Source organism: Bradyrhizobium brasilense, from assembly GCF_029714345.1.
GTDB classification, from domain to species: domain Bacteria; phylum Pseudomonadota; class Alphaproteobacteria; order Rhizobiales; family Xanthobacteraceae; genus Bradyrhizobium; species Bradyrhizobium australafricanum.
The window spans coordinates 7,770,784-7,796,310 of record NZ_CP121669.1 but is presented as its reverse complement, the minus strand read 5'-3'; the positions used below and the strand labels follow the sequence as shown (position 1 = coordinate 7,796,310).

General features: G+C 64.6%; 27 protein-coding genes. 5 read left to right on the top strand and 22 right to left on the bottom strand.

What is annotated here, in order from left to right:
• Positions 1-21: 21 nt before the first annotated feature.
• The 3 genes from QA635_RS35975 to QA635_RS35965 form a co-directional block, all read right to left on the bottom strand.
• Complete coding sequence (locus QA635_RS35975) at positions 22-570, bottom strand: gluconate 2-dehydrogenase subunit 3 family protein (RefSeq protein WP_283064560.1); 549 nt, start codon at positions 568-570, stop codon at positions 22-24.
• 111 nt (positions 571-681) lie between these two features.
• Positions 682-1,077, bottom strand: a complete 396-nt coding sequence (locus QA635_RS35970; protein ID WP_283064559.1) for a VOC family protein — start codon at positions 1,075-1,077, stop codon at positions 682-684.
• On the bottom strand, positions 1,078-1,398 hold the full coding sequence (locus tag QA635_RS35965) for a c-type cytochrome (protein ID WP_283072031.1): 321 nt from the start codon (positions 1,396-1,398) through the stop codon (positions 1,078-1,080).
• A gap of 393 nt (positions 1,399-1,791) precedes the next feature.
• Between QA635_RS35965 and QA635_RS35960 the strand changes: the two genes are divergently transcribed.
• Entirely contained in the window at positions 1,792-2,091 is a 300-nt protein-coding gene (locus QA635_RS35960) for a hypothetical protein (protein WP_225163877.1), read from the top strand.
• Positions 2,092-2,270: 179 nt separating this feature from the next.
• Here the strand turns inward: QA635_RS35960 and arfB are convergent, their stop codons facing one another.
• From arfB to QA635_RS35920, 8 genes are all read right to left on the bottom strand, one after another.
• The gene (gene arfB / locus QA635_RS35955) at positions 2,271-2,690 is read right to left on the bottom strand and encodes an alternative ribosome rescue aminoacyl-tRNA hydrolase ArfB (protein ID WP_283064558.1); all 420 of its coding nucleotides are present in this window, start codon (positions 2,688-2,690) and stop codon (positions 2,271-2,273) included.
• A 508-nt stretch (positions 2,691-3,198) separates the two neighbouring features.
• The gene (locus QA635_RS35950; protein ID WP_425249094.1) at positions 3,199-4,563 is read right to left on the bottom strand and encodes a M16 family metallopeptidase; all 1,365 of its coding nucleotides are present in this window, start codon (positions 4,561-4,563) and stop codon (positions 3,199-3,201) included.
• Positions 4,560-5,951 carry a M16 family metallopeptidase gene (locus QA635_RS35945; protein ID WP_176731370.1) on the bottom strand — a complete coding sequence of 464 codons (1,392 nt, stop codon included), beginning with the start codon at positions 5,949-5,951 and terminating at the stop codon, positions 4,560-4,562. The genes QA635_RS35950 and QA635_RS35945 overlap by 4 nt, the downstream gene beginning before the upstream one ends.
• A gap of 151 nt (positions 5,952-6,102) precedes the next feature.
• A complete protein-coding gene (locus QA635_RS35940; protein ID WP_225645620.1) occupies positions 6,103-6,834 on the bottom strand; it encodes a hypothetical protein in 732 nt (243 codons plus the stop codon).
• A gap of 101 nt (positions 6,835-6,935) precedes the next feature.
• A complete protein-coding gene (gene lspA, locus QA635_RS35935) occupies positions 6,936-7,457 on the bottom strand; it encodes a signal peptidase II (protein WP_283064555.1) in 522 nt (173 codons plus the stop codon).
• The gene (gene ileS / locus QA635_RS35930) at positions 7,430-10,444 is read right to left on the bottom strand and encodes an isoleucine--tRNA ligase (protein ID WP_283064553.1); all 3,015 of its coding nucleotides are present in this window, start codon (positions 10,442-10,444) and stop codon (positions 7,430-7,432) included. Before ileS ends, lspA begins: the two co-directional genes overlap by 28 nt.
• A gap of 210 nt (positions 10,445-10,654) precedes the next feature.
• A complete protein-coding gene (locus QA635_RS35925; protein ID WP_283064552.1) occupies positions 10,655-11,206 on the bottom strand; it encodes a sugar O-acetyltransferase in 552 nt (183 codons plus the stop codon).
• A complete protein-coding gene (locus tag QA635_RS35920; protein ID WP_283064549.1) occupies positions 11,203-12,174 on the bottom strand; it encodes a bifunctional riboflavin kinase/FAD synthetase in 972 nt (323 codons plus the stop codon). Before QA635_RS35920 ends, QA635_RS35925 begins: the two co-directional genes overlap by 4 nt.
• A gap of 213 nt (positions 12,175-12,387) precedes the next feature.
• Here QA635_RS35920 and QA635_RS35915 point away from each other — a divergent pair, with 213 nt between their 5' ends.
• Positions 12,388-12,783 (top strand): response regulator, encoded by a 396-nt coding sequence (locus tag QA635_RS35915; RefSeq protein WP_016844467.1) that lies wholly within the window; start codon positions 12,388-12,390, stop codon positions 12,781-12,783.
• A gap of 294 nt (positions 12,784-13,077) precedes the next feature.
• On the opposite strand, the gene QA635_RS35910 is transcribed toward QA635_RS35915, so the two are convergent.
• The 7 genes from QA635_RS35910 to uvrC form a co-directional block, all read right to left on the bottom strand.
• Positions 13,078-13,932 carry a TIGR01459 family HAD-type hydrolase gene (locus QA635_RS35910; protein ID WP_076825548.1) on the bottom strand — a complete coding sequence of 285 codons (855 nt, stop codon included), beginning with the start codon at positions 13,930-13,932 and terminating at the stop codon, positions 13,078-13,080.
• A gap of 15 nt (positions 13,933-13,947) precedes the next feature.
• On the bottom strand, positions 13,948-15,360 hold the full coding sequence (locus QA635_RS35905) for an EAL domain-containing protein (protein ID WP_283064548.1): 1,413 nt from the start codon (positions 15,358-15,360) through the stop codon (positions 13,948-13,950).
• A 164-nt stretch (positions 15,361-15,524) separates the two neighbouring features.
• A complete protein-coding gene (prmB, locus tag QA635_RS35900) occupies positions 15,525-16,484 on the bottom strand; it encodes a 50S ribosomal protein L3 N(5)-glutamine methyltransferase (protein WP_283064546.1) in 960 nt (319 codons plus the stop codon).
• Positions 16,484-16,951 (bottom strand): molybdenum cofactor biosynthesis protein MoaE, encoded by a 468-nt coding sequence (locus QA635_RS35895; protein ID WP_283064544.1) that lies wholly within the window; start codon positions 16,949-16,951, stop codon positions 16,484-16,486. Before QA635_RS35895 ends, prmB begins: the two co-directional genes overlap by 1 nt.
• A gap of 67 nt (positions 16,952-17,018) precedes the next feature.
• Positions 17,019-17,270 carry a molybdopterin converting factor subunit 1 gene (gene moaD, locus QA635_RS35890; RefSeq protein WP_028333074.1) on the bottom strand — a complete coding sequence of 84 codons (252 nt, stop codon included), beginning with the start codon at positions 17,268-17,270 and terminating at the stop codon, positions 17,019-17,021.
• The gene (gene pgsA, locus QA635_RS35885; RefSeq protein ID WP_016844474.1) at positions 17,267-17,881 is read right to left on the bottom strand and encodes a CDP-diacylglycerol--glycerol-3-phosphate 3-phosphatidyltransferase; all 615 of its coding nucleotides are present in this window, start codon (positions 17,879-17,881) and stop codon (positions 17,267-17,269) included. Before pgsA ends, moaD begins: the two co-directional genes overlap by 4 nt.
• 193 nt (positions 17,882-18,074) lie before the next feature.
• Entirely contained in the window at positions 18,075-20,174 is a 2,100-nt protein-coding gene (uvrC, locus tag QA635_RS35880) for an excinuclease ABC subunit UvrC (RefSeq protein WP_283064538.1), read from the bottom strand.
• Between the two features lie 267 nt (positions 20,175-20,441).
• Between uvrC and QA635_RS35875 the strand changes: the two genes are divergently transcribed.
• Positions 20,442-21,065: an outer membrane protein gene (locus QA635_RS35875; RefSeq protein ID WP_016844476.1), complete on the top strand. Its 624-nt coding sequence runs from the start codon at positions 20,442-20,444 to the stop codon at positions 21,063-21,065.
• Positions 21,066-21,337: 272 nt separating this feature from the next.
• Here QA635_RS35875 and QA635_RS35870 read toward each other — a convergent pair whose 3' ends face one another.
• The 4 genes from QA635_RS35870 to QA635_RS35855 all read right to left on the bottom strand — a co-directional run bounded on the left by QA635_RS35870 (position 21,338) and on the right by QA635_RS35855 (position 24,173).
• Complete coding sequence (locus QA635_RS35870; protein WP_016844477.1) at positions 21,338-21,550, bottom strand: cold-shock protein; 213 nt, start codon at positions 21,548-21,550, stop codon at positions 21,338-21,340.
• A 261-nt stretch (positions 21,551-21,811) separates the two neighbouring features.
• Positions 21,812-22,672 (bottom strand): 23S rRNA (adenine(2030)-N(6))-methyltransferase RlmJ, encoded by an 861-nt coding sequence (locus QA635_RS35865; protein ID WP_092089046.1) that lies wholly within the window; start codon positions 22,670-22,672, stop codon positions 21,812-21,814.
• 224 nt (positions 22,673-22,896) lie between these two features.
• Entirely contained in the window at positions 22,897-23,583 is a 687-nt protein-coding gene (locus QA635_RS35860) for a ribonuclease T2 family protein (RefSeq protein ID WP_038377299.1), read from the bottom strand.
• A 113-nt stretch (positions 23,584-23,696) separates the two neighbouring features.
• Positions 23,697-24,173, bottom strand: coding sequence for a hypothetical protein (locus tag QA635_RS35855; RefSeq protein WP_283064523.1), 477 nt, complete (start codon positions 24,171-24,173; stop codon positions 23,697-23,699).
• Positions 24,174-24,339: 166 nt separating this feature from the next.
• On the opposite strand from QA635_RS35855, the gene QA635_RS35850 reads away from it, so the two are divergent.
• Both QA635_RS35850 and QA635_RS35845 read left to right on the top strand, forming a co-directional pair.
• Positions 24,340-24,639 (top strand): hypothetical protein, encoded by a 300-nt coding sequence (locus QA635_RS35850; protein ID WP_283064521.1) that lies wholly within the window; start codon positions 24,340-24,342, stop codon positions 24,637-24,639.
• Positions 24,640-24,682: 43 nt separating this feature from the next.
• Complete coding sequence (locus QA635_RS35845) at positions 24,683-25,213, top strand: DUF3617 domain-containing protein (RefSeq protein WP_283064519.1); 531 nt, start codon at positions 24,683-24,685, stop codon at positions 25,211-25,213.
• Positions 25,214-25,527: the final 314 nt, after the last annotated feature.

The window sequence follows — 25,527 nt, the reverse complement described above, 5'->3', positions numbered from 1 at the left end:
TCCTCCCGACCGTTTCCGACGCTATGCCTTCGGCAGCCAGTCGATATCGGCGAAGCCGCGCTTGATGTAGCCGCCATGCTCGGCCGAGGAGCCCTCGTAGCCGAACCGCGGCCACACCTCCTTGTTGTTGTAGATGGAGACGATGAGGTCGCCGCGGATCTTCTGGAAGAACGCGCTTTGCTCGATCTGTTGCAGCAGCGCGACGCGATCGTTTTCCCAGGCGACCTGGACATAAGGCATCTTGTGGCGGTCGTTGGCCGCCTGATCGAGCCTCGTGACGCCGTCATTGATCAGCGACTTGACCGCCGGATCCTTCGCGGCCTTCTCATCATACGGCTTGACCGCCGCTATGTAGTAGCTGTCGCCGAGGAAATCGTGCGGATAGATATCGCGCGCCATCTTCAGCAGCGTCTTCATCGTGGCCGGCGTCAGCGTCGTGGCGCCTTCGGCCCACGCATCGGTGATGCCGAGCCCCGTCGAGGTCGCAATCGCGACTGCGGGTGCGGTAACGGCCGCGCCTTTGAGAAAGACACGCCGGTCATATTTGCTGCGTCGATCGATTTCTCTCATGGGTTCCTCCGTCAATTTTTATTTGTGCAATTGCCTTGTTGTTCGAGCATGCTCTTTTTGCTTGAGCATGATCCTGTCGGAAAACCGGTCTCCACTTTTCCGGATCATGCTCTAGCCGAAGCGCCCGCCGCGCTGGATCACCTCGATCTTGTAGCCGTCGGGATCGGAGACGAAGAAGAAGCGCGCCAGCGTCTTGCCGTCATGCTTGAAGTCGCGCAGCGGCCCGGGCGACAGTTTCTCCTTTTCGAAGCGCGCGTGCTCGGCATCGACGTCATCGACGATGACGGCGAGATGGCCGTAGCCGTCGCCGAGCGTGTAGGGCTCCTTGCGATCGAAATTGACCGTGAGCTCGACCTCGAACGGCGAGGAGGGATGGCGCAGATAGATCAGCGCGAAATCGGGAAATCTCAGATTGTCCGCGATCTCCAGGCCAAACGCGCGCTGGTAGAAGTCGAGCGCTTTGGCCTCGTCGAACACGCGGATCATCGAATGCACGGGTGTCGCCATTCAGTTCAGCTCCTTCAGATAGGCGATGATCATGGCGCGGGTTTCCGGCTTGGCCTGCCGGTAGGCCATCACGGCGCCCGGGATCACCTCCTGCGGATTGGTCAGCCAGGCATCGAGCCTGGCGTCGTCCCAGACGAAATTGGCCTTGCTGAAGCCTGCGGAATATTTGAAGCCGTCGGCCTTGCCGGCGTGACGGCCGACGACCTTATAGAGCGACGGGCCTTGCCGGAGGGCATCCGACATGTTGGTGGTGTGGCAGGTCGCGCATTGCTGCTTGAACAGCGTCGCCCCATCGGGCGGCTTGGCGGCGGGCAAGGGCATCTGCGCGCCGGCCATTTGCACTGCAAGCATTGCGCTGCAAAAAAATCCCAGCCCCAACGACCACCTTGCGCGCAGCTTTGTCATCTACATCACCGCCTCTGTGCGGTGACTGTAGGAGGCTGAAATCCGCCGTTGGTAGTAGCGGGCTGTTTCACAGCAGAACAAAGCTGGGCGGTGATCTGGCACGGAACCGGTGGTTGCCGCATATGCGGACGACAATTTCGCAAAATGACCGCGAAATCCCTGCACGATCACCACACGACGCAGCTTGCATCTCGCGTGCGCCGTTTGCGGAAAATGCAGTCTCGCGCGATGGGGTTCAGGGTCGGCGCTGCAAACGGCGCACCATCTGCGCCGCTCCTCCATCGTCAATTAAAATCCCAGGAGAAATGGATGACGTTTGCAAAAACCAGCGTGCTCGCCCTTGCCATCTCGGCCGCGATGGCCGGCCCCGTCCTGGCACAGGGAACGACTGCACCGGATACCCGCGGCGGTGCACCGGGCAGAGGTACCATGCAGCAGGGCGGCGGCATGTCCGGCAGCGGCGATGAGGAAATGACGGCGCAACCTGGCGCGCCGACGCAGAAGAGCGGTGCCGCCGCCAAGTCGGGCAGCAAGGGAACGGTCGGCAGCGGACGCACGGCACCGAAGTCGGGTGGTTCCGAGATGGCGCCCGCAACCAAGAAGTACTGAAGCACGAGGGCCTTCGCGGTTCTGATCAATCGGAACCAAGGCTCGAGCTTCCTGTTCTGACGCGTTCCCTCGCGCGAACCGACATCCGCTTCGCGCGAAAACGCTTCTGGTTAGGCTGACCGGATCCCGGATGCAGTGCCGCGCGCGCTGCGTCCGGCGTTCCCTAACGTCGACGTTCCCTAATCGTCGAAACGGCGTGTGCCGCGCCCCGCCTTGATGTCGCTGCGGCGCTTCTTGCCCTCGAGCCGGCGCTGCTTGGAGCCGAGCGTCGGCTTGGTCGGCCGCCGCGGTGTCGGCCGCACCATCGCCTCCCTCAACATCTCGAGCAGCCGCTCGATCGCATCGGTGCGATTGCGTTCCTGGGTGCGAAAGCGGAAGGCGTGGATCACGATCACGCCGTCCTTGGTCATGCGGCTGCCGGCGAGCCGCGCCAGCCGCTGCGCGGCGTCCGCCGGCAACGCAATCTTGTTGGTATCGAAGCGAAGCTGCGCTGCGGTCGAGACCTTGTTGACATTCTGTCCGCCCGGGCCGGAGGCGCGGACAAAGACGATCTCAACGTCGTTCTCGTCGATCGTAAGGTCGCGGGACACCCGCAGCATGACATCACCCGTGGAGGGAAGAATCGGCAGGCCGCAGGATAGCGGGTTTGTGCTGTGCGTGCTTCAGCTGCGTAGATGCAGCGTTAGGTACGTCTGAGAGCGCCGCGTGCGGCTTACCCTCTCCCCACCCTCCCCCGCGGGGGCAAGGCAATCGCATATGGAATGAACCGATTCTTCCGCGCCGTCATGGCCGGGCTTGTCCCGGCCATCCACGTCTTTTCTTCGCGTGGAAACGAAGACGTGGATGCCCGGGACAAGCCCGGGCATGACGAGTTTGTGGGAACTCCGATCGCCTCAAACGGCCATATGCGATTGCCCTACCCGCAAGGAGGGAGGGAGCCCTACCGCCTATACGTCCCAGACGGCCCGAGAACGGACTGTAGTGTTTGCGATGACTCGCTGTGAGGTGGGCACGCTGTTCCGGCTCCCTCCCCCCTTGCGGGGGAGGGTGGGGAGAGGGGTGGCCACAACGGTGGTGTATGAAGAAGTGGATGCCCGCCGAAACGCGTCAGTTCGCCTTCGGCGGCGCCGACACCGGCTGCGCCGCGGCTTGCGGGGCACGGCCGACGATTGCGGTGAGCAGGCCGTTGCCCCAGAGCCTTTTGGCGACCCGCTTGGCATCGTCGAGCGTCACCGCATCGACGATGGCGTTGCGCTTCTCGATGTAATCGATCGGCAGCTTGTCGAGCTGGTATTGCAGCATCGCCTGCGCGAGCTTGGAGGAGGTGTCGAGCGCCAGCATCTGCGAGCCCTTCAGGTAGGACTTCGCCTCGTCGAGTTCCTTCTGCGTCGGACCTTCCTCGGCGATGCGGCGCACTTCCGCTTCGATCGCATCGACGGTCTCGCCGGCGCGATCGGCGCGGGTGCCGGTGTTGCCGATGAACAGCGCGGAGTGATCCATCCAGACCAGCGCTTCGTAGATCGAGTAGGCCAGCCCGCGCTTCTCGCGCACTTCCTTGTAGAGCCGCGACGACAGCCCGCCGCCGCCGAGAATGTGGTTCACCACATAGGCCGCCATGAAGTCCGGGTCATGCCGGTTAATGCCGGGGCCGCCGAAGGTGACGACGGTCTGCGGCACATCGAGCGGGACGAAGGCGCGCTGCGGCGGCCGGGTCGCCACGACGTCGGGGACGGGCGTCAATTCGGCTTTCGCCGGCAGGCCGCCAAAGGTCTTGTCCAGCAGCTTGCCGAGCGTATCGGGATCGACGTCACCGACCACGGCAACGCGCAGCGTATCCTTGGCGATGATGCGGCGGGTATAGTCCTTGAGATCCGGGATCTGGATGGTCGGCACGCTGTCGAGCGTGCCGGTGGCCGTTCTGGCATAGGGGTGATCGCCGAAGGCGAGCTCGAGGAACTTGCGGCCGGCCAGCGAGGACGGATTGGTCGATTCGCGGCGCAGATTGGCGATCACCTGGGCGCGGATCCGTTCGACGTCCTTCGGCTCGAAGTGCGGCGAGGTCAGCGCCATCCGCAACAGGTCGTAGGCTTCGTCCTTGTTGTCCTTGAGCATGCGCAGCGAGCCGCGGAACTGATCGCGGTTCGACTGGAAGCTGAGCTCGATGGCGCGGCGCTCGAGCCGCTCATGATAGGTTTTGGAATCGAGATCGCCGGAGCCCTCGTCGAGCAGGTCGGCGACCAGATTGCCGACGCCGGGCTTGCCGGGCGGATCCTGGCTGGCGCCGCCGCTGAAGGCATATTCCATCGCGATCAGCGGCACGGTCGCGTCCTGCACGAACCACGCCTCGATGCCGCCCGGCGACACCAGCCGCTGGATCTTGGCCGCGGCCTGCGAGGGCGCCGACGTCAGCGTCAGCAGCGCGGCGCAGGCGCCGCCGATCAGCGCCGCACGGCGGGTGAGGGAATAGATCACGAGCGCTTCTCCTCGCGTTTCGGCGCAGTATCCTTGATCAGATAGCCGGTCACCGACCGCTTCTTGTCGAGCCAGCTGGCGGCAGCAGTGCGCACCTGCTCGGCGGTGACGGCGCGAATGCGATCCGGCCAGCTGCGGATATCCTCGATGCTGAGCCCGGTGGTCAGTGCGCCGCCATACCAGCGTGCCAGTGTCGCCTGGTTGTCCTGGGCGTAGATCGCCTCCGCGATGAGCTGGGTCTTGACCCGTTCGAGATCCTCGGCGCGCGCCGGGTTCTGCGCAAGATCGGCGATCACCTTGTCGATCGCGTCCTCGATCTGCGCGAACTCGACGCCGGGTTTCGGCGTCACCGAGATCGAGAATTGCGACGGATCGAGCGAGGTGCCCTGGTAGCCGGCGCCGGCCGAGATCGCGAGGCCCTTGTCGATCACCAGCGAGCGATAGAGATAGGAGTTGGCGCCGCCGCCCATCAACTGCGCGAGCACATCGAGCGCCTGGCTCTCGCCCGCTGCCGCCGTCGTCGCCGACGGCACCAGGTAATAGCGGCGCAGGCTCGGCTGCTCGACGCGCGGATCCGACAGCGTCACGGTGCGCGGCGCGGCCGGTGTCGGCTCCTGCGGCCTGACCCGCTTCTCGGGGATCGCATGCTGCGCCGGGATCGGGCCGAAATTCTTCTCGACCAGCGGGCGGATATCCTTGACGTCGACGTCGCCGGCGATGACCAGGATGGCGTTGTTCGGCGCGTAGAAGCGCCGGTAGAAGGCCAGCGCATCCTCGCGGTCGAGCTTCTCGATCTCCTGGTGCCAGCCGATCACCGGCCGGCCATAGGGATGGTTGAGATAGAGCGCGGCCATGATCTGCTCGGCCAGCCTTGCATCCGGGTTGTTGGCAACCCGCATGTTGAACTCCTCCAGCACGACGTCGCGCTCGGGCAGCACGTTCTCGTCCTTGAGGATCAGGCCGGTCATGCGGTCGGCCTCGAACTCCATCATGGTGGGCAGCTGCTCGCGCGGCACGCGCTGGAAGTAGCCGGTGTAGTCGACCGAGGTGAAGGCGTTCTCATTGCCGCCGACGCGCAGCACGGTCTGCGAGAACTCGCCCGCCGGATGCTTGGCGGTGCCCTTGAACATCAGATGCTCGAGGAAATGCGCGAGGCCCGATTTGCCGGGCGTCTCGTCGGCCGAGCCGACCTTGTACCAGATCATCTGCGTGACCACGGGCGTGCGGTGGTCGGGGATCACCACGACCTGCAGGCCGTTGTCGAGCGTGAAACTGGCGGGGCGTTCCGAGGTGACGGTGGTCTGGGCGCGGAGGCTGGCACCCGGCAGCGGGATGGTGGAAACGAATGCGGCAGCGAACAGGGCGATCGATCGGCGAGAGCGCATCATGGTCCTTATGAAAGCCCGGACACCGGCCGGGGCGCGAAAGCAAGCCATCGTACACGGTCGTTCCCGTGCCGATGGTCACGAAGCGGAGAGACACCCGCCGCCCCGCATTAAGCTTTGCTCATGTCAGCCTTCGCCCGCGGAGGCCAAGCGATCACTGCACCGGTTTTCCGGTCATGACGTCGTACTGGCCTTCTTTCGCCATCGGCGCCTGCGGGCCGGTGCCGTAGGCATAGCCCGCGGACGGCGTCTGGTAGCCGGGCGGCGGCTCGGTCAGGGAATCGCGCGTCGGCTCGCCCTTGAACGGCTTGGACTCGCTGCTGTTCCCCTTGAACATGCCGAGCAGGCCGCCGGTGTAACCGAGCTGGCTCGGCATCAGCGACGGATTGGTGCTCACGCCCGGCTCCAGCGGCTCTTTCCGGCCATCGGTGGCGGTCTGCTGCTTGCGGCCCGCCTCGATCTCGGCCGGCGTCAACGCTACCGCTGACTGCCAGGGCTCCTTCTTAACTTCCTTCTTGCGCGCTGCGATCGCAGCCTTGCGCGCCGCGAGATCAGGGTCCTTCGGCCAGTTCGGCGCGTTGACCTGGGCGGTCGATGCCGGCGGGGGCAAATCCAGCTTCGGCGGCACCACCAGCGGCGAGCGCTCGCGGTAGTCGATGCCCTTGCTGGCCGCGCTCTTGGCGCCGAGCCCGGTCATCAGATTGTCGACGATCCGCTCTTCGAAGGTCAGGCCGTCGTCGCCGTCATCCTCATCGTCGCCGGCGCGCACCGGGCCGGCCGTCATGACAAGGCCGATCCCGGCTGCGACGAACGCCAGGCGCAGGCCGCGCATCAGCGACAGCCGGGACGTCTCGATCAGGTAACCGCGGGCTTTGGTGTTGCGCATTGCGCCATTCCCATCTCAAAATTCGCCAAAGCGATCACTGGCTTAGGCACAGTTCCGCTTGATACAGGTGTGGGCCGCTGACCGGCTCGTATCGGCCGGGATCAGGGCGCTTTTACGGCGGGGGTCCCCACCACGGAATCATACAATAGGGCTGCCACGCCAGCAACGATGGCTACATCGGCAAGGTTGAAGATGTACCAATTGAAGGTTTTTCCCCCGATCTCGGCATGAAGCAGGGCAAAATCGACCACCGCGCCATAGGCGAAGCGGTCGATGCCATTCCCGATGGCACCGCCGATGATCAGGCCGAGCGACACCGTCGCGAGCAAGGTCCGCGACCGCGCCATCCAGATCGCCAGCGCGATCACGGCCGCGGCCTTGATCACCATCAGCAGGATCTGGGCCGCCGGGGTCTCGCTCTGGAACCAGCCGAAGCTGATCCCCGGATTCCAGGCGAGCACCAGGTCGAAGAACGGCGTCACCCGCACCGGGGCGTGATGCACGATGTCGAGGACGTGGAGCAGCCAGAGCTTGGAGGCCTGGTCGGCGATCAGGGTGATCACCGCCGCAAGCACACCGGCGCGCACGGGCGAGCTCAAGCCGTGACCTCCAGCGCCTTCCATTCGCGCAGCGCTTGCGCGTCGCGCGGCGAGACGTCGGGATATTCGCCGTCCTCGCCCACCGTCGGCAGGATCTTCCACGAACGGGCGCATTTGGTGCCGACCGCCTTCTCGACCACGACGGCAACGCCAGGCACGGCGTCGAGGCGGAAGGCGTTCGCCGGCGCCTCGCCCTCGCGCACCTCGTAGTTCGAGGTGATGCAGACTTCGGCGAGATCGATATCGAACAGCGTGGCCAGCATCTCCCTGTCAGCGACGTAGATCACCGGCGATGCCTCGAGCGAGGAGCCGATCCGCTTGGCGGCGCGTTCGAGTTCGAGCGCGCCGGTGACGACGCGGCGGACGTTGCGGACCGTCTCCCACTTCGCGGCAAGCGCGTCGTCTTGAAACTGCTCGAGACCTTCGGGGAACAGCGTCAGATGCACCGAAGGCTCGGCGCTCGGCCGATACATCCGCCAGGCTTCGTCGGTGGTGAAGCTGAGGATCGGCGCCAGCCATTTCAGGATCGCGTCGCAGAGCAGATCGATCGTGGTCAGCGCCGCCTTGCGCGCCACCGAGGACGGCGGATCGCAATACAGCGTGTCCTTGCGGATGTCGAAGTAGAACGCCGACAGCTCGGAGTTCATGAAGGCCGCGAGGCTTGCGACCACGGTCTTGTAGTCGAAGTCGGCATAGGCCTTGCGGATGGTCTCGGTGTGGCCGGCGAGCTCGTGCAGCATCAGCCGCTCGAGTTCGGGCATCTCGGCAAAGGCGACCTTCTCGCTCGGCTTGAAATGATGCAGCGTGCCGAGCATCCAGCGGATCGAGTTGCGCAGCTTGCGGTAGGTCTCGATGGTGTTCTTGAGGATCTCCGGGCCGATGCGCTGGTCGTCGGCATAGTCGGTGGCGCAGACCCACAGGCGCAGGATATCCGCGCCGGAATCCTTGATCACCTTCTGCGGCTCGACGGTGTTGCCGAGCGACTTCGACATCTTCCGGCCGTTCTCGTCGAGCGTGAAGCCGTGGGTCAGCACGATGTCATAGGGCGCGCGTCCGCGCGTGCCGGCACTTTCCAGCAGCGACGAGTGGAACCAGCCGCGATGCTGGTCGCTGCCTTCGAGATACATCACGGTGTCGTTGCCGCCATCGACCTTGCGGACGATGTTGCCGAGCTGCGGGAAGTTCTGGCGGTCTTCCAGCACGAAGGCATGCGTGGAGCCGGAATCGAACCAGACGTCGCAGATGTCGTCGACCTTCTTCCAGTTCTCGGACGCGCGGCTGCCAAGGAAGCGCTCGCGGGCGCCGTCCATGTACCAGGCATCGGCGCCTTCCTCCATGAACGCCTCGGTGATGCGCTGGTTGACGACCTCGTCCTGCAGGATCTCGGCGGAGCCGTCGCTGTTCTCCCGCACGAACACGGCGATCGGCACGCCCCAGGCGCGCTGCCGCGAGATCACCCAGTCGGGACGGTTGGCGATCATGCCGTTGATGCGGTTCTCGCCCGCCGGCGGCACCCATTGCGTGACCGAAATCGCGTGCAGCGCGCGGGCGCGCAGCGTGTCGCCCTTCTTCGCATGGCCATTCTCGGCGATGGGCTTGTCCATCGCGATGAACCATTGCGGCGTGTTGCGGAAGATCACCGGCTTCTTGGAGCGCCAGGAGTGCGGATACTGGTGCTTGAGGCGGCCGCGCGCGAGCAGCCTGCCGGCCTCGATCAGCGCCTTGATCACGGCCTCGTTGGCATCGCCCTTCTCGCCCTTGTCGTTGAGCACGCGTTTGCCGGTGAAGCCCGGCGCCTGCGCCGTGTAGGCACCGTTCTCGTCGACCGTATACGGGATCGCCGTCGGGATGCCGCGCGCATCGAGCTCGCGGGTGTTGGCCGTCCAGACGTCGAAGTCCTCGCGGCCGTGGCTCGGCGCGGTGTGCACGAAGCCGGTGCCGGTGTCGTCGGTAACATGCTCGCCGGCGAGCAGCGGCACGATGAATTCGTAGCCGCCACCGAAGCCGCGCAGCGGATGGGCGCATTCCACGGCGTCCAGCGTGTCGCCGGGAATATCGCGGACCTTCTCATAGGACGTGACGCGGGCCTGCTTGAACACCTCGCCGGCAAGCGCGTCGGCCAGGATCAGGAGATCGCCGGTCTTGGCCCAATTGTCCGCCGGCGCGTCCGTCACCTTGTAGAGGCCATAGGCGATCTTCGGCGAGAACGAGATGGCGCGGTTGCCGGGCAGCGTCCACGGCGTGGTGGTCCAGATCACGACCGAGGCATTGGCCAGCGCGCCATGCGCCGGCGAGGTGACCGGGAATTTCACCCACACCATGTCGGAGGTGTAGTCCTCGTATTCGACCTCGGCTTCGGCAAGCGCGGTCTTCTCGACCACGCTCCACATCACCGGCTTCGAGCCGCGATAGAGCGTGCCGTTGGCGGCGAACTTCATCAGCTCCCGGGCGATCTGGGCTTCGGCCGGATAGCTCATCGTCTGGTAGGGATGGTCCCAGTCGCCGATGATGCCGAGCCGCTTGAACTCCTCGCGCTGCACGTTGATCCAGTGCGTCGCATAGGCACGGCATTCCTTGCGGAACGCGACCATCGCCGCCGAGTCGCGGAAATCGGGCTTCTGCTTGCCCTTGGAGCGGTAGTTCTCCTCCTCGATCTTCCATTCGATCGGCAGGCCGTGGCAGTCCCAGCCCGGCACGTAGTTGGAGTCGAAGCCGAGCATCTGCTGGCTCTTGGTCACGACGTCCTTGAGGATCTTGTTCAGCGCGTGCCCGATATGGATGTTGCCGTTGGCGTAGGGCGGGCCGTCGTGCAGGACGAATTTGGCACGGCCTTCGGCTTCCCGGCGGAGCTTGTCGTAGAGGCCGATCTCGTTCCAGTATTTCAGGATTTCCGGCTCGCGCTGGGGCAGGCCGGCGCGCATCGGGAATTCCGTCTGCGGCAGGTAAAGGGTCTTGGAATAGTCCCTAACGTCAGTCTTTTGGGCGTCGGTCTTTTGCGGCTTGTCGGACATGAAAGCTCTGATTTGGCAGGTGCGGGCGCGGATACGCGATCAATCGCGGGTGAAACGGCGAAGTCCCGGTCTTGCGCCGAGCCTTCAGGCTCAGGCGGAAGCCGGGCCGCTAATCCGTATGATGCGCCGCGAAAACATGGGGTTTCCATAGCAGCCGGACGGGGAAATCGCAAAGCCCCCGGTGGCTCGCAGGGCCGCGCATGGCGCGGTTCAGGCCGGCCGTGCCCGGGCCGGATTTCCCGCCACGATCGCGCCGGGGGCGACGTTCCGTGTGACCACGCTGCCGGCCCCGACCAGGGCGCCGTCGCCGATCGTGACACCGGGCAGGATGATGGCACCGCCGCCGATCCAGACGTCGCTGCCGATCCGGATCGGGCGGCCGAATTCCAGCCCGGCGCGGCGGGTTTCGGCATCGCGCGGGTGGTCGGCGGTATAGATCTGCACCGCGGGTCCGATCTGGGTCCGATCGCCGATCGCGACCTCGACGACGTCGAGGATCACGCAATTGAAGTTGAGGAACACGCCGTCGCCGAGGCTGATATTGCTGCCGTAATCGCAGAAGAACGGCGGGCGTATCACGGCATCCCTGCCGACCTTGCGGAAGCGCTCGCCAAGCAGCGCGTGCAACTCGGCCGCGGACGATGCGCCCGACGCATTGTAGCGTGCCATCCATTGTTCCGCCGCTGTATGCTCGGCGGCGAGCTCTGCATCCGGGCGATACAGCTCGCCCGCCAGCATTTTTTGCTTTTCAGTCCGGTTCAACCAATCACTCCGAGCTGTGGGAACGCGTCGGGCGCCGCGGCCAGCACCGCGCGCGCCTTGGCGCTGTCGTCATCCATCTGGCGTATCAACGCCTCGATGGTGTCGAATTTCAGCTCTTCGCGAATGAAACCGATGAATGCGACATCAAGGACCGCGTCGTACAGATCGCCCTTGAAGTCGAACAGGAACACCTCGAGCAGCGGCGCGCCGTTGTCGAAGGTCGGCCGGCGCCCGAAGCTTGCGACACCGTCGAACCGTTGCGAGCCCTTGCCGACCCGCACCGCATAGATGCCGTGCTTCAGTCCGCAATGCTTGTTGAGGCGGATATTGGCAGTGGGGTAGCCGAGGTCGCGGCCGCGCTTCTCGCCGTGGATCACCTTGCCGGTGACGAACCACGGTCCGCCCAGCATCGTGGTTGCATCCGCGATCTCGCCCTCGGCGAGCGCCATGCGGATGGCGCTGGAGGAAACCGGGCGCTCCTCGATGTCGACATGGGCCTGCACGTCGACCTCGATGCCGAGCCGCGGCGCTTCGCTGACCAGGAGGCTCGGCGAGCCGACCCGGCCCTTGCCGAAATGGAAGTCGTAACCGACCGCGATCCCGCTGATGCCGAGCCGGCCGATCAGGTCGTGGTGAATGAAATCCTGTGCCGAGGTGCCGGCGCGCGCCTTGTCGAACGTCATGACGACGGCACCGGCGAGGCCGGTGGCCGCGAGCAGCCGCAGCTTGTTGGTCTCGTCCGTGAGACGGAATTGCGGGGTGTTCGGGCTGAAGAAGCTGCGCGGATGCGGCTCGAAGGTCACGGCGAGCGCGGGCACGCCGTGCGCCTTGCCCATCGCGAGCGCCGCGCCGATCACGGCGCGGTGACCGAGATGGACGCCATCGAAATTCCCCATCGCGACCACGGCGCCTTTCGGAATGGCGCTTGCGGGGGTGTTGTCGCGGATAACGGTAAAGCCGGTGCTCATGAGCGGTATTCTTCAAGGATTCTTAAGCATGATTGGTGCGGGCCGGACCGTGACGCGGCGGCGGCGTGGAAGTCAAGGCTAACGAAAATCGCGTCAAATCCGTAACAATCCGGATTCAGCCGGTTAACGCGCTGTTTAACGGCTGCTGTTAGTCGTTGGCGGAAAGCTGCGTTTGTGCAGAAGCCAAGTTGCGTTTGTGTTTTGGGGGGAAAGATGGCGGTTGATTTGTCCATGCCGGTTCTGGTGGTTGATGATTACAGCACCATGATCCGCATCATCCGGAATCTTCTCAAGCAGCTTGGATTCGAAAATATCGACGATGCCTCCGACGGCTCCGCAGCGCTGAACAAGATGCGCGGCAAGAAGTATGGCCTGGTGATTTCCGACTGGAACATGGAGCCGATGACCGGCTACGACCTGCTCAAGGAAGTCCGCGCCGATCCCAACCTTGCGACCACGCCCTTCATCATGATCACGGCGGAATCCAAGACCGAGAATGTGATCGCGGCCAAGAAGGCCGGCGTGAACAACTACATCGTCAAGCCGTTCAATGCGGCCACGCTGAAGACCAAGATCGAGGCGGTGTTCCCGGACATGGCGACGGCGTAAGACGCCCGACATCGATCGCATCGGCTGAAATTCACGCATGCCCGGGTTTGTCCCGGGCATTTGCATTTGATCACGCTTCCCTTTACCCGCCCCGCTTGCAAGACGAGGGGGAGGGCGGCTGCACGATTTCGGAATATTAGAAGAATATCGCTGAGTTGCCCGACGTGTCAAGTTGGCTGTCGAACGTCGGCCGCCGCTGGCTACTTTGCATGGGGTTGTTTTCGATATTTTGGCGGCGCGCCCCTTCACCTCGCCCCGTGAATAGCAGGGCGAGGGAGTCCGGCGACCTTTTGGCTACCACTTCAGCTCGCGCATCAGCGCGCGCGGCGGGTGGCCGAACAATTCCTTGATCGAGGCCGCATCGAGCTGCTCGATGCCCTCGAACTGTTCGGAATGGATGCCACGCGTTACGAACAGGAGATCGATGCCGAATCCAAGGGCGCCGGTGAGATCGGTGCGTACGGAATCGCCGATCGCGAGCACGCGGCTGAGCTCGGTCGGACGCCCGCGGCGTTCGGTGGCCAGAGCCATGGCGCGCTCATAGATCGGCCGGTGCGGCTTGCCGTAGAAGATCACCTCGCCGCCGAGCTCGCGATAGAGTTCGGCGACCGCCCCGGCGCAATAGATCAGCCGGTCGCCGCGCTCGACCACGATATCGGGATTGGCGCAGACCAGCGTGAGCTTGCGCTCGAGCGCCTTCAGCAGCGTGTCGCGATAATCTTCGGCCGACTCGGTTTCGTCGTCGAATAGGCCGGTGCAGATGATGTAGTCGGCCTGCTCCAGCGGCACCAAGGTGGCGTCGAGGCCGCGGTGGATCGAGCTGTCGCGCTCCGGGCCGATCCAGAAGATCTTCTGGCCGGGATGATCGGCGACGAAGTGGCGCGTCAGGTCACCCGAGGAGACGATCGCGTCATAGGTCTCGTCGGCGACGCCGAGCTTGCGCAGTTGCCGCTGCACGGAATCGGCCGGCCGCGGCGCGTTGGTGATCAGGATGACCGTACCGCCTTGCTGGCGGAATGTGTGCAGTGCCTCGCAGGCCTCGGGGAAGGACTCGAGCCCGTTGTGCACGACGCCCCAGATGTCCGACAGCACCACATCGACGCCGCCGACGAGGTCGCGCAGCTGCTCCACGAAACGCAGTGAGGTCATGATGCAAATTGCCGGCTAATTTGGACCGAGGGCGCGGCGCGCCAGCGCGGCGCTGCCGGTTGCGCGCGGCGAAGCTGCGGGGCTGGAGACTGGGGCTGAAGTGCTGGCGCCATTAAGATCCTGGGGGTTGGTCTGTGCAGACTCGGCGGTAGCAGATGCCCCCTCGGGCCGCAACGGCCGCGGCGGCGCGAACAGGAACCCCTGGCCGAACCGGACATCGTAATCGAGCAGGTCGACCACCGAGCGTTCGCCCTCGATCCGTTCGGCGATCAGGTCGATGCCGTAGCGGCCGAGCAGGTCGGACAGATCGGAAGGATGGATATCGGTGCTCGCGATCTGCTTGGCGTCGAGCAGCAGCGCCGCCGGCACCTTGATGAAGCGGACGCCGCGATCGGCGAGCTCGCGCGGCTCGAGGCGGAGGTCGCTGACATGGTCGATCGAGAACCGGTAGCCGCGCTGTGCCAGCGCCGCGAGGTTCTCGCTTTCAGTCGGGCCGAGATTGCGGAAGGTCGTCTGCTTGAACTCGAGCACGAAGGACGGCGCCAGCGCGCGGTTGGCCTCGAGGAAGTCGAGACACTGGGTGAAATGCGCCGGGTTGGACAGCGTCGTCGCCGAGACGTTGCAGAACACGCCGACATCCTTGCTGCGGATCATCAGGCGGCGCAGCACCTGGACGCAGCGAAGCATCACCATGTGATCGATGCGGCCGATCAGGCCGCCGGCCTCGGCCGCCTCGATGAAATCCTCGGCGGCCAGCACCTGGTCGCGCTCGTCGCGCAGCCGCGTCACCGCCTCGTAGAAGCGCACCTTGCGCTGCGGCAGCGTCACCATCGGCTGCAGGTAGATGTCGAGGCGGTTCTCGTCGATGGCCTGCTTGATCGCGCCGATCAGCTGGGTCTGGCTGCGCGAGACCTCCGACGGAGCCGCAGGTGGCGGCGCCGGCGCAACCACGACGGTCGGCGCAGGCGCAACCCGTTGCAGCACATCGTCACGCGGGGACGCGACCGGCTGCACCGCCGGAGCCGCCGCCAGCAGATCCTCATGATGCGCGACGGATGCCGCGAGCTGTCGCACCAGTCCGCCGAGTTCGCTGATCTCGCCGGCCATGCCCTGCATCCGGTCGGCGCCGGTGGAGTTGGCCGAGGTGACGCGCCCCTCGACCGCGGCGAGCCGGCGGCCGAATTCGGCGACCTGGCGGGCAAGGTCGGCGGTGCCGCGCGACAGATCCGCGATCTGGCCGCCGACGTCGCTGCGATCGCGCAGCCGCATCGAGACCGCGTTGTAGAGGATCAGGCAGGTGAGGGCGGCGAGCGCCACGATCGCCGATTCCGATCCGCTGATGCCCGCCACCGAATACAGAACGAAGCCGAGCGAGGCTGCGAGCAGCACCATGCAGATGGCGATGAAGATCGTCGAAATGCGAATCATGTCGCGCGCCCGCGCCCTCTGTCCGAACGTCCCCGGACCGCGACCTTAGCACCATTGTTGATTCGACGGGCCAGCGATCTTCGGAACCGGCTGGAACTGCACACGATTTTCGCTTCGCCCGGATCGGGCACCGTAAATCGCCGGAGCCGGCGGCGCCACGCCGGTCAGAGGTCGGCGGCAGCGATCCAGAACACCTCGCCCTCGGAGTCCTCGGTGTCGAGCCAGAGCAGCGGCAGGTTCGGATAGGCGGCCTCGAGATTGTCGCGGCCGCGGCCGATCTCGCAGAGCAGCCCGCCCTGCGGGGTCAGATGTTGCCTCGCCTCGTCGAGCAGGCGACGGACGATGTCGAGCCCGTCGGCGCCGCCATCGAACGCGATCTTCGGCTCGGCACGGCACTCGCGCGGCAGTGCCGCCATGCCTTCGGCGTCGACATAGGGCGGGTTCGAGATGATGAGATCGTATCTGTTGCCGCCGAGCGGCTTGAACAGGTCGCCGCGATGGAGCGTCAGGCGATGGTCGAGGCCGTGATCGGCGACGTTGCGCGCGGCGACCTCGAGCGCATCCTTTGAAATATCGACGGCATCGACCGCGGCGTTGGGGAAATGCCGGGCCGCCAGGATCGCAAGGCAGCCGGAGCCAGTGCAGAGGTCGAGCACGCGTTCGACCTCCTCGGGATCGCCGATCAGCGAGGTGCCGTCCTCGTCGCCGCCGAAATGCGAATCCAGCAATTCGCCGATGAAGGAGCGCGGCACGATGGTGCGCTCGTCGACATAGAACGGCAGGCCGCGCAGATAGACCTTGTTGACGAGATAGGCGGCCGGCTGCCGCGTCGCGATCCGGCGCTCGATCAGGTCGAGGATCTGCTTGCTTTCGGCCACGGTGACGCGTGCGGTGGCGAAGTTCTCGAACTGGTCGGGGTGCAGGTGCAGCGTTTCGCAGATCAGGAACGCGGCCTCGGCCACCGGATCGGTGGTGCCGTGCGCGAACACGAGCTTGGCTGCGTTGAAGCGGCTCGTCGCATAGCGCAGGAAGTCGAACAGGGTGTGCAGTTCGCCGGCGCCGACTTTCGGCGCTTTCGGCACGGCGGGGCTGCGCTTGGCCGGCACTTTGCTGCGCTTGGCCATCAGGATTTGGTCCAGCGCGCGGCGGCCGCGTCGTCGTGGCCCTGCGCCTCGATCCAGCTGGTGCCGCGCGCGCTTTCCTCGCGCTTCCAGAACGGTGCGTTGGTCTTCAGATAGTCCATCAGGAACTCGGCGGCCTCGAACGCGGCCTGCCGGTGCGCCGAGGCGGTCACGACCAGCACGATGTTCTCGCCCGGCGCGATGCGGCCGAAGCGATGGATGATGGTGAGGCCCTGCAACGGCCAGCGCGACAGCGCCTCGTCGGCGTGGCGTCCAATCTCGGCTTCCGCCATGCCTGGATAATGTTCGAGCGTCAGCGCCGCGATCGGCTCGCCCTGCTCGCTGCCGCGGCAGATGCCGCTGAAGCTGACGACCGCGCCGACATCGGTGCGGCCTCGGCTCAAGGCCGCGATCTCCTGTGCGACGTCGAAGTCGGCTTGCTGGATACGGATGGTCGCTGCGACGGTCATGTGGACTTCTTTGCTTGACGCGTTTTCTTCACGCGAACCGGTACCCACTTCGCTCGAAAACGCTATCCTACCCGCCGGTCATCGGCGGAAAGAACGCGATCTCGCGGGCGCCGGAGATCGCCGCGTCCGATTTGACATGGGCGTGGTCGATCGCGGCGCGGATCACCGTCGGCTTCTCGAAGGCATAGGCGTAGGCATCGTCGCGCGCGGCAAGCCAACCGATCAGGTCGCCGACGGTGCGCACCTCGGCCGGCGGCTCGACGATCTCTTCAGCCTTGCCGACGCGTTCACGCACCCAAGCGAAATATTTCAGCTTCATCCCTCATCCTCCTTGATGAGGTGATGGATGCCGGCACGGAAATAATCCCAGCCGGTGTAGATCGTGAAGATCGCCGACATCCAGAGCAGTACGATGCCGATCAGGGTGGTGGCCGGGAAGACCTGCTCGCCCGCTTCGCCGGCGATCAGAAAGCCGATCGCCACCAGCTGGATCGTCGTCTTCCATTTCGCCAGCTTGGTCACGGGAACGCTGACCCTGAGCCCTGCGAGATATTCGCGCAGGCCCGAGACCAGGATCTCACGGCACAGGATCACGATCGCCGCCCACAGCGTCCAGCCATGGATCGAATTGTCGGCGGCCAGCATCAGAAGGCTGGAGGCGACCAGCAGCTTGTCGGCGATCGGATCGAGCATCCGGCCGAAGGCGGACTGCTGGTCCCACATCCGGGCATAATAGCCGTCGAGGTAGTCGGTGATTCCCGCCGCAATGAACACGGCCAGCGCCACCCAGCGCAGCCACAACGGGCCGTCCAGGATCGATTGCCAGTAGACGCAGCCGATCACCACCGGGATCGCGGCGATCCGGGCGTAGGTCAGGATATTCGGGAGGGACATGGTCTTGGTCTGTCCCCGGGTCGTGGCGATGTTCATCCGTTCTACCAATACCGCTGAAGCGAGAAGGTCAACCGTGCGGACGCGTCAAGCGCGACCAGATTGCGCTGCATCGTCATAGCGCCTTAGCTCGTTGTTTAAGCATGATCTTTTCGGATAACTGCCTCACACTTTTCCGCATCATGCCCTAGATGCCCTGTCGCAGGCGACGCCCTGATGACTCGCCTTTGGTTTAACCCGGCTGGGCGTGGAAAAACTCGAAAATCTTGCGGGCACTCTCGGCGCTGACGCCGGGAACCTTGCCGAGGTCGGCGATCGAGGCCCGCTCGATCTCCTTGAGCGTTCCGAAGTGGTGCAGCAAGGCACGCTTGCGGGACGGGCCGATGCCCGGGATCTCCTGCAGGCCGGCCTCGCGGATGTCCTTCTTGCGCAGCTTGCGGTGCGAGCCGATCACGAAGCGATGGGCCTCGTCGCGCAGCCGCTGGATGAAATAGAGCACCGGGTCCCGCGGCTCCAGCTTGATGGCCTCACGGTCGGGCATGAACAGGGTTTCGCGCCCGGCATCGCGCTCCGGACCCTTGGCCACCGCCATCAGCGAGACCTCGGTCAGCCCGAGATTCTGGAAGATCTCCCGCACCGCGTTGAGCTGGCCGCGGCCGCCGTCGATGATGACGAGATCGGGCCATTGCGGGAACGAATCGTCGTCCGCTTTCGTCTTGGCTGCGGCCTCGCCCTCCGGCGGCTTCAGCAATCGCTTGAAGCGACGTTCCAGCACCTCGCGCATCATTCCGTAATCGTCGCCGGGCGTCAGCCCTTCGGACTTGATGTTGAACTTGCGGTACTGGTTTTTCATGAAGCCGTCGGGTCCCGCCACGATCATCGCGCCGACCGCGTTGGTGCCCTGGATGTGGCTGTTGTCGTAGACCTCGATCCGCTTGGGCGTGTGCGGCAGGCCGAGCGTCGAGACCATGCCCTCCAGCAGCCGGCTTTGCGTCGCGGTATCGGCAAGCTTGCGGCCGAGCGCCTCGCGCGCGTTGGTGAGGGCGTGGCCGATCAGCTCCTTCTTCTCGCCGCGCTTCGGCACCGAGACCTCGACCTTGGATCCGGCCTTGACCGACAGCGCGTCGGCGAGCAACGCGCCTTCCTCGATCTCGTGCGACAGCAGGATCAGCTTCGGCGGCGGCTTGTCGTCGTAGAATTGCGCGAGGAACGAGGACAGCACCTCCTCGGGCGTGAAGCTCTTCTCGGCCTTGGGGAAATAGGCGCGGTTGCCCCAGTTCTGGCCGGTGCGGAAGAAGAACACCTCGACGCAGGAATAGCCGCCCTCCTGGTGGATCGCGAACACATCGGCCTCTTCGACCGTGCGCGGATTGATGCCCTGCTGCGACTGGATCGCCGACAGCGCCGCGAGACGGTCGCGGTACAGTGCCGCGGTTTCGAACTCGAGCTCACCGGAAGCCTTCTCCATCTCGGCCGCGAGCAGCTCCTTCACGGCGTGGCTGCGGCCGGAGAGGAATTCGGTCGCCTCGCGCACCAGTTCGCTATAGCCGGGGAAGTCGATCTCGCGCGTGCAGGGACCGGCGCAACGCTTGATCTGATAGAGCAGGCAGGGCCGGCTGCGGCTTTCGAAGAAGCCGTCGGTGCAGGAGCGGATCAGAAACGCGCGCTGCAGCGCCGTGATGGTGCGGTTGACTGCGCCTGCGTTGGCGAACGGGCCGAAATAGCGCCCGGGCCGCGACTGCGCGCCGCGATGCTTGAGGATCTGCGGCGCCCAATGGTCGCCGGTGATCAGAATATAGGGAAACGACTTGTCGTCCCGCAGCTGCACATTGAAGCGCGGACGGAGCTGCTTGATCAGATTGGCTTCGAGCAGCAGCGCCTCGGTCTCGGTCATGGTCGAGACGATCTCGACCTGCGTGGTCGCCGCGATCATGCGCAGGATGCGCGCCGGCAGCGGCGCGTTGGCCCGCGCATAGGACGACAGCCGCTTTTTGACGTTCTTCGCCTTGCCGACATAGAGCACGTCGTTGGCGGCGTTGAGCATGCGGTAGACGCCGGGCGAGGTCGGGGCGAGGCGGACCGCGTTCTCGATCGCGGCATGTCCGACCGAGAGCGTGCCCTCGGCGACCGCCTCGGCGCCGTCCTCCGAAGCCTCGGGCAGGCGTGCCTCGTCCTCCTCCTCGGCGGCGGAGGTTTCGGGATCGACGTCGCTTGTATCGAGCGCCAGATCGTCCTGTGGCAGGTCGGACTTTGAACCGCGCCGTGGCTTGGGGGCAGCCTTGGAGTCAACCTTGGGGGCCGGCGTCGGGCGCTCGGGAGAATCGTGAACCATGGGCCGTAAACTAAGTGCTTGGGCGACCGGTCGCCAGCGCTGACGGCGCCAACAAAAAGCACCTCGATTGCAGTAGGTTACCGGCCCTGCGCGGACCGTCGGGAAGGGGTGCGTAACACCTTGTTAAGACTGATGAGCGGGCCGGTAACCGGGCTTAACAGCCCTTTAACTTAAAACTCTCGATAAACCTTAGCGAAAAAAGTGGAATTCCGTAACCACGCCGGCCCTCGCCGGCGGGCTGCGGCAGTTGCGTTCTGGAGAGTACCAATGACCCGGTTTGTTGCGCGTGCGCTGGCACTGATCGTTGCAGGCTGGACGACCTCGGCCGCGTCGGCCGACCTCAATTACGGATCGCCCTATACCGTCTATCAGCCGCTCAATGCCTATAGCTGGGCCGGCCCCTATCTTGGCGGCAATGTCGGCTATGGCTGGGGCTCGGTCGAGAACAACCCGACCAAGCCGTCCGGTTTCGTCGGCGGCGTGCAGGCCGGCTACAACTTCCAGAACGGCTCCCCCTGGGTGTTCGGTATCGAGGCCGATATCCAGGGCACCACAGCCGACGACCGGTTCGCGCCGTGGAAGTTCTCCAACCCTTGGTTCGGCACGGTGCGCGGCCGCGCCGGCTATGCGGTCAACAACGTGCTGTTCTACGCGACCGGCGGTCTCGCCTTCGGCGAGCTGCGCGGCGAGACGTTCGGCATCACGGAGAGCCACACCAATGCGGGCTTCACCGTCGGTGCCGGCGCCGAAATGGGCTTCGCCCCGCACTGGAGCGCCAAGATCGAGTATCTCTACGTCGACCTTGCCAACAGCAATTTCACGATCACCGGTGGCGTGTCGAACGGCTACAGCTTCAGCCTGGTTCGCGCCGGCATCAACTATCACTTCTGAGAACAAGAAAACGTCGACCATCAACTCCCGGCCGCGCCTTGCGCGGCCGGGTTTTTCTTTGTGTTGATGATCTCAACGTCGCGCACGACCGTATACACGCCGCGGCGTCCGCGAATCCAATCGGTGGGCCGCACGTGTGGGATATGCGGCACCGCCAGTCGCGTCCGCATCATGCAGGTGGTCATCCAGCGAGCGCTAGCCGCGCTCGGCAGTCAACTCACACGCAACGCCTCATTCGGTGTTCATCCCGAGCCGCGCATCGCGAGCGCTCGTCATGAGACCACCAGGTTGACCGCCTTCGGGCCCTTGCCCTTCTTGTCGGGCTCAACCTCGAACGTAATGCGTTGTCCTTCAGTCAGGTCCTTCAATCCTGCACGCTCGACGGCTGTGATGTGAACGAACACATCGCGGCCGCCATCATCAGGCTTGATGAAGCCGTAGCCACGCTCTCCGTTGAAGAACTTGACTGTCCCAGTCATGGCCATCGGGAAACTCCTCCCCCGTATTGCTCCACCGCTACGCGCACGCCGCGTACCGGTTGACCGACATTCGCTTGTCGGAAGCTTGGCCACCTGAACAGGCCGGCGTCACGCCGCCGGTCCGCCTGGATTTTATTTCGGCCTTGTCACTCCGCCGCAACCATTCGCGGAAGCGGAACGTAAAGCCAGTCGTAACAGGATGAGCATAATACGGTTCCGCGCAAATTGCCTATGCTCAAAATTGAACTTTTCAGTAGGAGGTGTCGATCATGGTTTAGGCGTCTCGAGTCTGAAGCGTCCCGCGCCGCCTTGACCGAGCGGCTTCTCGAGTTCGGGCAGGATGATCTTCAACTCATTCGCCAGCGTCCACGGCGGATTCACCAGCAAAAGCCCTGTGGAAACGAGGCCTGCGCCTGCTTCTTGCGGTGCCACACTGAATTCCAATCGCAGGCATTTGCCGGCGGGCCGGCTGCTTGCTGCTGCAGCGACCACACTGCGCGTTAGCTCATCGGTGGCTCTCCGGGTTTTTACGGGGTACCACAAAAGATACGAGCCGGTCGGCCACTTCGCGTACGCTTCCGTGAAAGCGCTGGCCAGCCGCTCGAACTCGTCCTTCGCTTCGAACGGCGGATCGATCAGCACCAGGCCGCGCCGTTCGTTCGGCGGCACGAATGCGGGCAGCGCCATCCAGCCGTCGAGATCGACGACGCGCGCTTGCGCGTCGCGTCGCAAGGCGTCGATCAGTTGTTTGCGCGCCGTCGGTTCGATCTCGCAGGCGGTGAGGCGATCTTGCGGACGCAGCAGCGCCCGAGCGATCAACGGCGAACCAGGATAGGCTTTCAGCTCGCCTTTCGGATTGAATGCCCTGACGATGTCGAGATAGGGCGCGATCAGCGGCAATGCCTGGTCGGAGAGCCGCGCCTGCATCAGCCGGGCGATGCCGGTGAGCCATTCGCCGCCGCGCTGCGCTTCGCTCGACGTCAAATCATAGAGGCCGGCGCCGGCATGGGTGTCGATGACGCGGAACGGCGCCGGCTTGTCCTGCAGATAGGTGAGCATGCGCACCAGCACGATGTGCTTGATGACGTCGGCAAAGCTGCCGGCATGAAAGGCGTGACGGTAGTTCATGTGATGATCGTGCTGCGCTCCCAAAGGGTGCGCATGTTGTACTCGTCATGCCCGGGCTTGTCCCGGCCTTCGCTAAGGCTTCGGCGGGGTTAACGTCCGAGCTTGGCGTAGCCGGCTCCCGGGCATCTGCGCCTTATCTTGCTTGTTTCGCGATGGCGCAGGTGGCCGGGGCGTTCTGCGCGACGACTCGCGGCGCGGGTCTGCCGGCCATGACGCAGAGAGTTTCAGCCACCGCGAACCGGCGGCATCAGCACCTGATCGCGGCGGCAGGCGCGGCGATCGATTTCCTCGCAGGAGCGGAATTGCAGATCCTTGCTGAGGCAGATCCGCACCTCGCTGAGCCGCTTGCTGTCGCAGGTCACCGAGATCGCGGAGTTGCTGAGGCCAGGATTGACCTTGATGAACGCCGTTTCCAGCTCGTCGGGCGCGACCGTCTTCGGCTCCGACAATTGCAGGAATTCCTCGGGGATCTTCACCGTGGCGCGGGCCTTGCGGATGGCTTCGAAATAGGCGCGCTCGCCGAGACCGGAGCAGGTGCCGTGCTTGTCCCACTCGTTGTAGATCAGCCCGGGCGCCGGCATCAGGTCGAGCATCGAGCTCATGATGCTGCGGGCGAGTCGCGGCGAGGGCCGCTGGCAGTATTCCGGAAAGCCCCGCTCATATTGCGGCCAGAGGCCGTGCACCACGAAGGAATAGGGCCGTCCGCCGCACTGCGCCTGCGTGCCGCGGCCGTTGTTGCCGCGCTCGCTCGCCGCCTCGCAGAACGAGGGCGACCACGACAGCGACAGCACATAGAAATCGAACTCACCGGGCGCATTCTGGCGGCGATCCTGGGCCGAGGCCCCAACCGCACTGCACAGAATAATGGCAACCGAAATCAAAAATCGGGAAATCGTGTCCAACCGAGGCATCAAACGCTCCCTCACTCGACCGCCCGGAGCCTAGCAGGCCGCGAGAACATTTCAAGAACAAAAAGCCGCCGTCCAAATGGCGGCGGCTCCTGCTTTAGCAGTCTGGTCGGAGATCAGGGCCGGGCGGCCTTGCAGGACGGGTTATAGGCCCAGTTGCGGTCGAGCCCCGCGACGCACCATTCGACACCCTGATTGATGCTGGCAAAGCCGCCATCCTCGATGATCGAATAGTGCACCTTGCGCACCTTGCCGTCGCTCAGCATCGCCTCGCCCGTGCAATAACGGCGCGGAATATTGTCGGACTGCCAGGGACGGAAGGCGGTTTCGTGAATCCCGTTGAAGCCGGTGATCACGAGCGGCGAATTCCAGAAGGTGGCTTCCTTTTCCTGGAATTGCGTGCTGATGACCGTCAGGGCCTTCTCGCATGGGGCCACATTGCCGTCATAGCGCGGGCCGGACAGCCAGAAGTTCATTTCGAGCGGATTGGCGGCCTGGGCCGTACCCCCGAAAGCCAGCAAGCCGACTACGAGTGCGGCGCCGAGGCCGAGCTTGCGGCCGAGTTTATTGCGGGAGTTGAACAGGTTGCGCATGCGAATCCACCCGATTATCCGATGCCGCGGACGGTGCCGCGAAGCCCCGGCAAGGTCAAGTGCAGGGCGGCAACACCTGCGGAGAAGTCCACTTTGGGGAGCCGGCTCGTTCTTTTCACGGTCGCCGGCGCACTCTATGTTGGCTCGAAGCGAAATGGAGTCTGCGATGCGAAGGAAATTGGCCGCTTGCCTGGTTGCCGTTTGCGGGATGCTGGCCGTTGTGCCGGCGCGGGCGGATTGGATGCAGCCGGTGCCGCCATTCAAGGGCAATGATACCGGCGGTATCATCGCCTATACGCTGGCGACCCAGAACGACGCCCGGCAGCTCGCCGTCGATCACTGCGCCTCCTACGGCAAGGTGGTCAAGTTCCTTGCGATGCAGAACTATCCGGGCGGCTACATCTCTTTCGCCTGTCGCTGGGTGCCCTATGGCGCAGCCCAGAGGCCGCTGCGCACGCTCTACTGAGCGCGCACCAGATCTTTCGATCGTTCAGCCGGGAGCCGACCGCATGACCCGACAGCTTGCCTTGCTTGGTTCGGCTGTGTGCCTTGTCCTGTCCGCTGGCGCCGCAAGTGCCGTCGACCTGCCGATCCGCAAGGCCGGTCTGTGGGAGATGAAGATGGTGCGCACCGGCGGGCCGATGCCGGAAATCACCATGCAGCACTGCACCGACGAGACCACCGACAAGGAGATGAGTGCGGCGGCCTCGCCGATGGCCAAGGAAGTCTGCTCCAAGCAGGATATCCAGAAGACCGCGACCGGCTATGTCAGCGACAGCGTCTGCAGCGTCGCCGGCATGACGATGCAAAGCCATGCCGAGATCGTCGGAGATTTTAATTCCGCCTACACGGTGAAGAGCACCTCGCATGCCGAGGGCGGCGCGGCCGGCTCGCGCGACACCACGATGACCATCGAGGCGAAGTGGCTCGGCGCCTGCAAGAGCGACCAGAAGGCCGGCGACATCATCATGCCCGGCGGCATGAAGATGAACGTCAAGGACATGGAAAAGCTGAAGAGCCTCCTGCCCAAGCAGAAGTAGCGCGCAGCGCATCCGGCTGTTGCCGCGCGCCTGAATGCATCGCCTCGCATGCTGAGAGGCTGCGCCGCTTGCACCACCATCACTTCGAGTAGCTCGCGACAAAATTGCAAAGCAATCTTGCGCTGAGGCGATGTGCAATCCATCCGATCCCTCCCCGTCACCCCTAGGGCCATCGCATATGCCCCTTGGCGACCGCGCAAGTGCTTGGCCTCGTGGTTCGAGACGCGCCGCAAGCGGCGCTCCTCACCATGAGGGTCTACTATTGTGCCGCAGAACAAGACCTCATCCTGAGGAGCCCGCAAGGCGGGCGTCTC

Bases quoted from the DNA above. Each gene is read 5' to 3' on its own strand.
- QA635_RS35975 (WP_283064560.1), bottom strand. From the start codon at position 570: ATGAGAGAAATCGATCGACGCAGCAAATATGACCGGCGTGTCTTTCTC.
- QA635_RS35970 (WP_283064559.1), bottom strand. From the start codon at position 1,077: ATGGCGACACCCGTGCATTCGATGATCCGCGTGTTCGACGAGGCCAAA.
- QA635_RS35965 (WP_283072031.1), bottom strand. From the start codon at position 1,398: ATGCCCTTGCCCGCCGCCAAGCCGCCCGATGGGGCGACGCTGTTCAAG.
- QA635_RS35960 (WP_225163877.1), top strand. From the start codon at position 1,792: ATGACGTTTGCAAAAACCAGCGTGCTCGCCCTTGCCATCTCGGCCGCG.
- arfB (WP_283064558.1), bottom strand. From the start codon at position 2,690: ATGCTGCGGGTGTCCCGCGACCTTACGATCGACGAGAACGACGTTGAG.
- QA635_RS35945 (WP_176731370.1), bottom strand. From the start codon at position 5,951: ATGATGCGCTCTCGCCGATCGATCGCCCTGTTCGCTGCCGCATTCGTT.
- QA635_RS35940 (WP_225645620.1), bottom strand. From the start codon at position 6,834: ATGCGCAACACCAAAGCCCGCGGTTACCTGATCGAGACGTCCCGGCTG.
- lspA (WP_283064555.1), bottom strand. From the start codon at position 7,457: ATGGAAGGCGCTGGAGGTCACGGCTTGAGCTCGCCCGTGCGCGCCGGT.
- ileS (WP_283064553.1), bottom strand. From the start codon at position 10,444: ATGTCCGACAAGCCGCAAAAGACCGACGCCCAAAAGACTGACGTTAGG.
- QA635_RS35920 (WP_283064549.1), bottom strand. From the start codon at position 12,174: ATGAGCACCGGCTTTACCGTTATCCGCGACAACACCCCCGCAAGCGCC.
- QA635_RS35915 (WP_016844467.1), top strand. From the start codon at position 12,388: ATGGCGGTTGATTTGTCCATGCCGGTTCTGGTGGTTGATGATTACAGC.
- QA635_RS35910 (WP_076825548.1), bottom strand. From the start codon at position 13,932: ATGACCTCACTGCGTTTCGTGGAGCAGCTGCGCGACCTCGTCGGCGGC.
- QA635_RS35905 (WP_283064548.1), bottom strand. From the start codon at position 15,360: ATGATTCGCATTTCGACGATCTTCATCGCCATCTGCATGGTGCTGCTC.
- prmB (WP_283064546.1), bottom strand. From the start codon at position 16,484: ATGGCCAAGCGCAGCAAAGTGCCGGCCAAGCGCAGCCCCGCCGTGCCG.
- QA635_RS35895 (WP_283064544.1), bottom strand. From the start codon at position 16,951: ATGACCGTCGCAGCGACCATCCGTATCCAGCAAGCCGACTTCGACGTC.
- moaD (WP_028333074.1), bottom strand. From the start codon at position 17,270: ATGAAGCTGAAATATTTCGCTTGGGTGCGTGAACGCGTCGGCAAGGCT.
- pgsA (WP_016844474.1), bottom strand. From the start codon at position 17,881: ATGAACATCGCCACGACCCGGGGACAGACCAAGACCATGTCCCTCCCG.
- uvrC (WP_283064538.1), bottom strand. From the start codon at position 20,174: ATGGTTCACGATTCTCCCGAGCGCCCGACGCCGGCCCCCAAGGTTGAC.
- QA635_RS35875 (WP_016844476.1), top strand. From the start codon at position 20,442: ATGACCCGGTTTGTTGCGCGTGCGCTGGCACTGATCGTTGCAGGCTGG.
- QA635_RS35870 (WP_016844477.1), bottom strand. From the start codon at position 21,550: ATGGCCATGACTGGGACAGTCAAGTTCTTCAACGGAGAGCGTGGCTAC.
- QA635_RS35865 (WP_092089046.1), bottom strand. From the start codon at position 22,672: ATGAACTACCGTCACGCCTTTCATGCCGGCAGCTTTGCCGACGTCATC.
- QA635_RS35860 (WP_038377299.1), bottom strand. From the start codon at position 23,583: ATGCCTCGGTTGGACACGATTTCCCGATTTTTGATTTCGGTTGCCATT.
- QA635_RS35855 (WP_283064523.1), bottom strand. From the start codon at position 24,173: ATGCGCAACCTGTTCAACTCCCGCAATAAACTCGGCCGCAAGCTCGGC.
- QA635_RS35850 (WP_283064521.1), top strand. From the start codon at position 24,340: ATGCGAAGGAAATTGGCCGCTTGCCTGGTTGCCGTTTGCGGGATGCTG.
- QA635_RS35845 (WP_283064519.1), top strand. From the start codon at position 24,683: ATGACCCGACAGCTTGCCTTGCTTGGTTCGGCTGTGTGCCTTGTCCTG.